The organism is Streptomyces sp. NPDC017246, assembly GCF_044331325.1.
Classification (GTDB): Bacteria; Actinomycetota; Actinomycetes; order Streptomycetales; family Streptomycetaceae; genus Streptomyces.
Genome location: NZ_JBIRMW010000038.1, coordinates 1 through 8,152 on the forward strand (window position 1 = coordinate 1; position 8,152 = coordinate 8,152).

The following is an 8,152-nucleotide window of genomic DNA, read 5'->3' on the forward strand; positions in this document are numbered from 1 at the left end:
GGCCCTGCCTTCATGCCCACGACCAGCCGCGATCACCCGATCGAGACTCCCGTTCGACACACACCCCTCAAGATCGGAACGACAACAGCTACTGACAGGAATGCGGACGGGCGGGCGCCTTGCCAGCGCCCGCCCGAGGGGTCATGAGAGCGACGGCAGAGGGGACCTGGCACCTATCGCGTCCTGCCAGAGCTCTGCGCTCGGATCAGTTGTGGTCTTTGCGGCGGGAGTCACCGCGCCGAAAAGCTCCGAGGCTCCATTGAGTCAGCAAGAAGATGGTGGGGACGGCCACCACGTGCAGTATGGGGAAGTCACCGCCAAACTTGACGGTGAGTATGGCCATCCCTGCGCAAGCGAGAAGCAGGTAAGGGGGCTTGAAGACGCTGCCGACGGCGATCTCCACGCGGTGGAATCCCCGCGCTTCGTTGATGCGGTGCCAGTCTGACGGTGACATGACGTCAGCGTAGTCCGTGAGACCGTGTCGACGTAATAGATGGCCTCCGGGGGCGAAGTGGCGGCTTGCCGCCGGCCAGCGAATCATCAGGCGGCTGCGGCCTTGCGTTTGGCGGTGGTGCTGGCGAGGCGGAAGGACTGGGTGCCGGTCTCGATGATGTGGGCCTCGAAGGTGAGCCGGTCGACGATGGCCTGGCAGAGACGCTTGTCGGTGAAGGTCTGGTCCCACTCGGTGAACGGCCTGTTCGATGCGATCGCGATCGCGTGCCGTTCCTCGCGTTCCGTGAAGATCTGGAACAGCAGCTCGGCGCCGTGCCGGTCGAGCTTGACGTAGCCGAGCTCGTCCAGCTATGCGGATATCCGCATAGCTGGACCTATGCCGACACCGCGACTATGCCGAAGCTGTGCGAGTAGGTCCGCTCCTTCGTGGGGTTTCGGCTGTTCATGGCTCTGCATAGTTTCTGTTCCGGGCAGCCTCGGGTGCGAGGGGGCAGGGGGCTCCCGCGAGGGGGTGGCGATGCCGTTCGGAAGTGCGCGTCGGAAGGCGGGTGTCCTGACCGGGCAGGTCGAGGGCTACCGGGCATGGCTGGCGGAGCGCGGGTACACGAGCCTGACCGTCAGGAACATGCTCAAGGATCTGGGGCAGGTCGGCCTGTGGCTTTCCGGGCAGGGCCTTGATGCCGCTGATCTAGACGAGAAGCGGGTGGACCAGCACCTCTCCGATCTACAGAGGGCGGGTCGTCGTCGGGTGGCTGGGCCGCGCGGCATGGTCCCGCTGCTGATGTTCCTTCGTGAGGCCGGGGTGGTGCCAGTGCCGCAGATGACGCCCTCGCCGACGGAGGCTCTGCTGGAGCGGTACCGGTGCTGGATGGAGTCCGAGCGTGGCCTGTCGGCGTCGACGATGATGCGCTACGGGAACACTGCCCGACGCTTCCTGGCCGATCAGGCGAAAGGCGATGGGGAGTTCGCGCCGGAGGGCCTGACGGGGGCGGATCTGAACGCGTTCCTGCTGCGGGAGTGCACCAGGGTCTCGGCAGGCTCGGCGAAGGGGCGGGTTGCCGAGCTGCGGTCGCTGATGCGGTTCCTGCACCTGCACGGCGTCATCCCGACGAAGCTCGGCGGCGCGGTGCCTCCGGTGGGCGGATGGCGCTTCGCCTCTGTGCCGCCGACGATGGCGGTCGGCGACGTTCAGCGGCTGCTGGACCACACTCCGCGCGAGGGGACGGTCGGCGTCCGTGACTACGCGATCCTGATGCTGGTGGCCAGGCTCGGCCTGCGCTCGATCGAGGTGGCCCGGCTGCTGCTGGACGATGTGGACTGGCGATGCGGCGAGATCGTGGTCCGGGGCAAAGGACGCCGTGAGGACCGGCTCCCGCTGCCCGCCGACGTCGGCGAGGCCATGGTCGCCTACTTGGACGGTCCCAGACCGCATCTGAAGGACCGCCACGTGTTCTTGACCTGCAGGGCTCCGCGCGGGCCGATCCGGGCGGACCTGGTCGGCGACGTGGTGGAGAGAGCATGTCTGCGGGCCGGCGCTTCCAAGGTCGGGCCGCACCGGCTGCGTCATGCTCTGGCCGCCGACATGCTGCGTCACGGCGCCGGTCTCACCGCTATCGGGCAGGTGCTCCGGCATCAGGACCTGGCCACGACCGCGCTCTACGCGAAGGTCGACTTCATCGCACTGCGCGCGGTCGCCCAGCCGTGGCCCGGGACGGAGGCGGTGTGACCGATCTTCACCAAGCCCTCGACGACTACCTGTGGCTCCGCCGTTCGCTGGGGCACCAGATGGCTGAAGCCGCTTACCTGCTGCCGGACTTCGTGACCTTCATGGACCTCCGCGGCGAACAGACCGTGACCATCGCCGCCGCACTGGAGTGGATGAACAGCCGCGAGCCCGAGGTGATCACGACGGTCAGCCCTCGTCGGATCACCGCTGTTCGCGGGTTCGCTCGCTACCTGAGCGGGATCGACCCGGCAACCGAGGTGCCGCCGCTGGGGCTGGTGCCGTACAACCGGCGCCGTGGCCAGGTCTTCCTCTACTCGGACGCCGACATCGCAGCAATCATGGCCACGGCCAAGGAGACGATCCCGCAGCCGCTGCGGGCGGCGACCTATGACACGCTGATCGGGCTGCTGGCCTCCTCCGGCCTGCGCATCGGCGAGGCCATCAAGCTGGACCGCGACGACATCGACTGGAACCAGGGTGTGCTGCACATCCGCGAGTCCAAGTTCGGCAAGTCCCGACTGGTCCCGCTGCAGGACAGCACCACGAACGCGTTGCGCGAGTACGACAAACTGCGCGAAGACCTGATGCCCAGGCCCAAGGGCCCCGCGTTCTTCATCTCCCTCACCGGCAAGCGCCTGATCTACGCCTGCGTGCACCCGGTCTTCCGGGCCCTGGTCGACACCGCCGGCGTCGGCCTCGACGCCCCGCACAAACCTCGACTGCACGAACTGCGGCACACCTTCGCGGTTCGAACCCTGCTGCACTGGTATCGCACCGAGGACAACATCCAGGCCAGGATCCCGTCACTGTCGACCTACATGGGACACCGCGAACCGGCCTGCTCCTACTGGTACCAGTCAGCGGCCCCGGAACTGCTCGCCCTAGCCGCCGCCCGCCGCGACGGCGTCCGGAAGGCGGCCCGCACATGACCCTGATCGCACCCACCCTGCAGGCGTTCTTCACCGACCGGCTCGCCCGCCAGCGCCAGGCCAGCCCCGTACCATCGCCGTCTACCGCGACGCGATCCGCCTCCTGCTCGGCTTCGTCCAGCAACGGACCGGCACCGCGCCGGCGAAGCTGGACTGGAACGACCTGAACTCGGACGTGATCTCCGCATTCCTGAACCACCTGGAGGACGAGCGCGGCAACAGCACCCGAACCCGCAACGTCCGCCTGACCGCGATCCGCTCCCTGTTCTCCTACGCCGCCCTCCAGCACCCCGAACACTCCCTCCTCATCCAGCGGGTCCTGGACATCCCACCCAAGAGGTTCGACAAGCGGACCGTCACCTTCCTAACCGGCCCGGAAGTCGACGCGCTGCTGGCCGCGCCGGACCCGAAACGCTGGGAAGGACGACGGGACAAGGCCATGCTGGCCCTGGCCGTCCAGACCGGCCTGCGCGTCTCCGAACTCACCAGCCTGAACCGCGACGACATCACCCTCGGCGACGGCGCCGCCGTCCGCTGCGAGGGCAAGGGACGTAAACAGCGCACCGTCCCACTCGACCGCCCCATCCAGAACCTGCTGAGCTCCTGGGTGAACGAACGTGCCGGCCACGGCGGGGACCCCCTCTTCTGCACGCGCACTGGGCGTCGGCTCAGCCGCGACGCCGTCGCCCAGCGCCTGAGCACCCACGCACGCACCGCCGCACAGGCCTGCCCGTCCCTGATCGACAAGAGCATCCACCCGCACGTCCTACGGCACAGTTGTGCCATGTCGCTGCTGCAGGCCGGCGTCGACACCACGGTCATCGCGCTCTGGCTCGGCCACGCCGGCGTCCGCTCCACCGACGCCTACGTCCACGCCGACATGACCATCAAGGAAAGGGCCCTCGCCCTCACCGCACCGGTCACCGCCCGCCCGGGCCGCTACCAACCCACCGACAAGATCCTCGCATTTCTCGACCGTCTGTGACTGCCTAGATCGACGTCAACCGAGTCGCGCAAAGTATTCTCTCCCGTCTCAGGGCTTGGTCAGCTGACTCCCTGCCAGCCATTGCATATACCAATCGTGGAAGTCCGGCCCCGGGCTCAGGGAGTGTCCGCAGCCGATGTCGTCCGTCCAGACCTGTCCACGCCCCGGGCCGGTGACCACCAGGCGGTAGAAGGAGCCGCAGCCGATCTCGGCAATGATCAGCGATCCGGTGAACCAGCACGGCGAGAAGTCCTCCTCGCCGGGGGCGTGCTCTGCGCAGACGGACCACTCGTCCGAGGGCAAAAACGGACCCGTGTGAGGGAAAGGAACGGACAGTAGATCGGCCCAGTTGGCGCCTAGGTCGCCCTGCGAGTCGGCCCACGGCTTGCTGCCGAACTCGTACAGTCCGTATGCCGGTCCAGCGCCCCCGCTGCCCACCGTGGTAATGAAAGAGCGGTGGGCGCCCGGGAACTCGAAACCGTGCCGTTGCTCGAACTTGGCCACGACAGCCTCGGCCACCGGCGGCGCGAGCATCCAGCGGTGCCTCCGCGCACCGAAGTCCCGGCATTCGGGATCTGCTTCTGCCCGCGTTCGAAGTCGCTCACGCAGCGCGTCGATGTCCCACATGCCCACACGATATCGCCCCGCTCCCAGACCCAAGCAGCACTCGGCACCGCCTCAACCCAACTGCAGCGTCCGTCAACCTGGGCGTATCCATGGCGCAGACTATGCCGAACCGGGATGCGCTTTCGACCGCCTACAACCGTTCCACTGCTGTCCCGCTCGGCATAGTCGCGGTCTTGGCATAGGTCCAGGCAGAGCAAGTCCACCCGGCCGTATTTCTTGATCGTGCGGCCCAGCTGCTTGTCGCTGGCTGCCTCGGCCAGCTCGTTCACCAGGTTCGCCGCGGTCGTGTAGCGGACGCGGCCGCCGGCTTCCGCGATCGCGGTGCCCAGCCCGATCAGCAGGTGGGACTTTCCGGTGCCGGTGTCGCCGATCAGGCAGAGGGGGTTGCCGGCCTGGACCCAGCCGGGCTGGGCGAGAGTGTTGATGACCTCGGGCGGGACATTGGGGTTCTTCGAGAAGTCGAAGTCCTCGATCCGCTTGTTCCGGGGGAAGCCCGCCTCCTTGACCCGGCGGAACTTGCGTCGCTCGTCGCGGTCCTCGCACTCGCTCTCCAGCAGCTCGGCCAGGAAGTCCGCGTAGGACGCGTGCTCGCGCAGGGCCTGGGCGGCGAACTCCTCCCATCGGCCGCGGATCGTGGACAGGCCCAGGTTCCGGCAGGCCGCGTCGATCGTGGCCGACGGGTCGGCCCCGCGCTGAGCGGGCAGGCCGAAGGAGCCCCACCGCCCCGTGGTTGCCGGCGCGGGGGAGGTGCTCTGCGTCATGCTGAGCCTTTCGGTTGGATAGAGAGCAACTGGCCGTAGGCGGCCAGGGAGGGTTCCGGCCGGGTGTCCGGCGGTAGTTCATGACGTCGTGCGGGTAGGGAGATCACCCGCGCGGAGACGATGTCCTGGTCTTCGGGCGCGTCCTCGGCGGCAGAGGCGGTCGCCGGCGGGGCGATCACGACGGGCGGGGGTCCGCCGGCTGCGGCCACGGCCTTGCGGGCCTCGATCGCGACGAGATCCGGGGAGACCGACCCTGCCTGGAGGACCGCGTTCATCCCCGCGATCACCGCTTCGCCGGGCAGGCGGCGGTGCAGAAGGAGGACGTCGATCAGGGCTCGGGTGCCTTCTGCCCGGCCTCTGGCCTCGCGGGCGGCCGCCCAGAACGCGTCGTGGACCGGGGTGAACAGCCCGCTTTCGCGGGCCGCGGCCAGGCCGGTGGAGTTCTCCAGGGCGCCGGGCTTGGTTCGCAGGATCTCCAGGTAGTGGTCGAGCAGATCGCGGAAGCCGTAGCGGCCGGCCAGCCGCGGGTGGCGGACGACGATCTCGTGCCGGTCGAAGACCCAGACCTCGTCCGCCCGAAGTGAGACGCGGACGTTCTGGCCGATGAACCGGGCCGGCACCGAGTACTTGTTCTGGCGGACGGTGATCCGTGAGGTCTTATCGACCTTCGGCGTGAGCGTCAGGCCGACGTCGAACTCCTCGAACGGCAAAGGCGCCAGGAGCGGGGCCTCGTAGTCGAAGTCGAAGCCGACCGACGTGGGCCGGTTGTCGATGTGGCGGACGTCCTCGGCCACCTCGATCTGCTCGATCCGCGCGTTCAGATCAGCCAGCGTGTCGACGTCGGGGACCGGGACCAGGTGCGAGCGGCGGAACCGGCCGCCCTCGTGCTCGACCCCACCCTTCTCGTGGGCGCCCTCGATGCCGGGGCGGCAGTAGAACGCGTCGAATCCATAGTGTGACCGGAAGGCCACCCACCTTTGCGACTCCACCCGCGAGCGGCCGAAGCAGACCTGGGAGACCGCCGGCTTGAGGTTGTCGTAACGGATGTGCCGGGTCGGGACGCCCCCGAGGATCCGGAAGGCGTCCACGTGGCCCTGCATGAACGCTTCCTGGCCCGACGTGGAGAAGACCCGGTGGACGGCCTTGCCCGAATACGACAGTCGCAGCGTGAACAGCTGGCACTGCATCGGCTTGCCGTCCACCCGGACCCAGACCTCGGCGAAGTCGACCTCGGCCTCCTCGCCGGGCCGGTGGAACTGCGGAACCATGCCCTCGTGCATCATCCGGGCCCGGCCCGCCTCCTCCCTGATCTGAGGACGGCGGACCCGCAGGTAGTCGTTGAGGGTGGTGTAGGCGACGGCGGTGAAGCCGTATTCGTCGCGCAGCCGTTCCAGGATCCGCTTGTTGGTGTGCCGCTGCTTTGGCGGCGCGGTCAGATCCGACCGCAGCATCTCGTCGATCCAGCCCTTCGCCGGATCCAGCGCCGACCGGCGCATCACAGGCTCCTTGCGCTGGGGCGGCAACGCGCTGTCCAGGGCCTGGCGGACCACCCGACGGTGGACCGCGTGACGGCGGGCCAGCTCACGGACGGAGGCGTTCTCCAGCCTCCGGTCGCGACGGATCCGCTCGAACAACTCGACACGCTGCAAAGTCCGGCCTCCTGGCACGGCCGTAACCATTTACTCACACAGCGTGATACCGGCCCGGAATCCGGGTCAATACCGCACTACTCCAAACGAGTGCATCCCCGCCGTACCGACTGCCAGGTGGGGCCACTTCAAACCGTTCCTCGGTGGGGCCACACGAAGCCGTTCCCCCGTGGCCAAAGAAGACCGTCCTAGACAAGCGTCGGTGGACCAGCGAGAAGGGCCTTCTCGACCTTCTTGGGATCGTCGAGAGACACCTCTTCCTTGAACACTACTGGCGTTGCACGGGCGGGCGTGACGGCGGTGAGTGGATCGTCGAGGACGCACCACACGGCCTTCCGGAGGATCGCGATTGGTCCAGGAGCAGTTCCTCTCGACCGCGGCGCAGGCCAGCGGTTGGTCATGGGTTCAGACGACCGCTCTGATCGTGCCCGTCATCGCGCTGCTGGGCGTCTATGTCACCTACGTCCTCAACCAGCGTGCGGCTCGGCGGGAGCGCCGAGCGAAGACCTTCGCCGAAGCGTTGACTGCGGTAGAGGAGTACTTGGAGATGCCGTACCGGATACGGCGCCGCCCCGACTCACCCGATGCCCGCAGGGAACTCACCGATCAGGTCAGTTCCCTCCTCGCCCGCATGGCCTTTCACCATGCCTGGCTCCAGATCGAGGCATCCGCGGTCGCTGAGCCCTACGCGGTTCTGGTGTCGGCGGCTCGTTCCGAAGCGGGCGTGCACATGAGCGAGGCATGGATGCAGCCACCGATCCAGAGCGACGACGGCATGAACCTGGGGCAGGCCTATCCCCGCGATCAATCCGCCGCCGCGCGTGCCGCGTGTATCGAAGCCATGAAGTCCAACCTCTGACGGTGCCTTTCTGCCGCTTACGCGTCCGTTCAAGGAATTCAGGTCCCGTAGTTGCAGGGGTGGCGCCTTAACCTCGCGCTTTCATGAAGCGGGCTGTCCGACGGGTGGTCAGGTAAGCGAAAAGTGCCTCTGACCAGCAAGAATGAGGATTGTCGAGGTCCTT

At 67.6% G+C, this 8,152-nt stretch carries 8 protein-coding genes and 1 pseudogene; 4 read left to right on the plus strand and 5 right to left on the minus strand.

The features are described 5' to 3' along the window. Positions 1–205 precede the first annotated feature (205 nt). The gene (locus tag ACH4MY_RS38035; protein ID WP_398009415.1) at positions 206–454 is read right to left on the minus strand and encodes a hypothetical protein; all 249 of its coding nucleotides are present in this window, start codon (positions 452–454) and stop codon (positions 206–208) included. Between the two features lie 86 nt (positions 455–540). Beyond that, positions 541–801, minus strand: a pseudogene (locus ACH4MY_RS38040) (ATP-binding protein); the annotation flags it as partial. Positions 802–970: 169 nt separating this feature from the next. On the opposite strand from ACH4MY_RS38040, the gene ACH4MY_RS38045 reads away from it, so the two are divergent. From ACH4MY_RS38045 to ACH4MY_RS38055, 3 genes are all read left to right on the plus strand, one after another. Further along, positions 971–2,179 carry a tyrosine-type recombinase/integrase gene (locus tag ACH4MY_RS38045; protein ID WP_398009417.1) on the plus strand — a complete coding sequence of 403 codons (1,209 nt, stop codon included), beginning with the start codon at positions 971–973 and terminating at the stop codon, positions 2,177–2,179. Continuing rightward, the gene (locus ACH4MY_RS38050; RefSeq protein WP_398009418.1) at positions 2,176–3,108 is read left to right on the plus strand and encodes a tyrosine-type recombinase/integrase; all 933 of its coding nucleotides are present in this window, start codon (positions 2,176–2,178) and stop codon (positions 3,106–3,108) included. Before ACH4MY_RS38045 ends, ACH4MY_RS38050 begins: the two co-directional genes overlap by 4 nt. 103 nt (positions 3,109–3,211) lie before the next feature. Continuing rightward, entirely contained in the window at positions 3,212–4,093 is an 882-nt protein-coding gene (locus ACH4MY_RS38055) for a tyrosine-type recombinase/integrase (RefSeq protein WP_398009427.1), read from the plus strand. Between the two features lie 48 nt (positions 4,094–4,141). Here ACH4MY_RS38055 and ACH4MY_RS38060 read toward each other — a convergent pair whose 3' ends face one another. Genes ACH4MY_RS38060 through istA form a run of 3 tightly spaced genes read right to left on the minus strand, consistent with a single transcriptional unit; the run spans position 4,142 to position 7,130 of the window. Next, complete coding sequence (locus ACH4MY_RS38060) at positions 4,142–4,396, minus strand: hypothetical protein (RefSeq protein ID WP_398009420.1); 255 nt, start codon at positions 4,394–4,396, stop codon at positions 4,142–4,144. 53 nt (positions 4,397–4,449) lie between these two features. Next, positions 4,450–5,481 (minus strand): ATP-binding protein, encoded by a 1,032-nt coding sequence (locus ACH4MY_RS38065; protein WP_398009422.1) that lies wholly within the window; start codon positions 5,479–5,481, stop codon positions 4,450–4,452. After that, positions 5,478–7,130 carry an IS21 family transposase gene (gene istA / locus ACH4MY_RS38070; RefSeq protein WP_398009424.1) on the minus strand — a complete coding sequence of 551 codons (1,653 nt, stop codon included), beginning with the start codon at positions 7,128–7,130 and terminating at the stop codon, positions 5,478–5,480. Before istA ends, ACH4MY_RS38065 begins: the two co-directional genes overlap by 4 nt. A 349-nt stretch (positions 7,131–7,479) precedes the next feature. On the opposite strand from istA, the gene ACH4MY_RS38075 reads away from it, so the two are divergent. Then, positions 7,480–7,989: a hypothetical protein gene (locus ACH4MY_RS38075; RefSeq protein ID WP_398009425.1), complete on the plus strand. Its 510-nt coding sequence runs from the start codon at positions 7,480–7,482 to the stop codon at positions 7,987–7,989. Positions 7,990–8,152 lie beyond the last annotated feature (163 nt).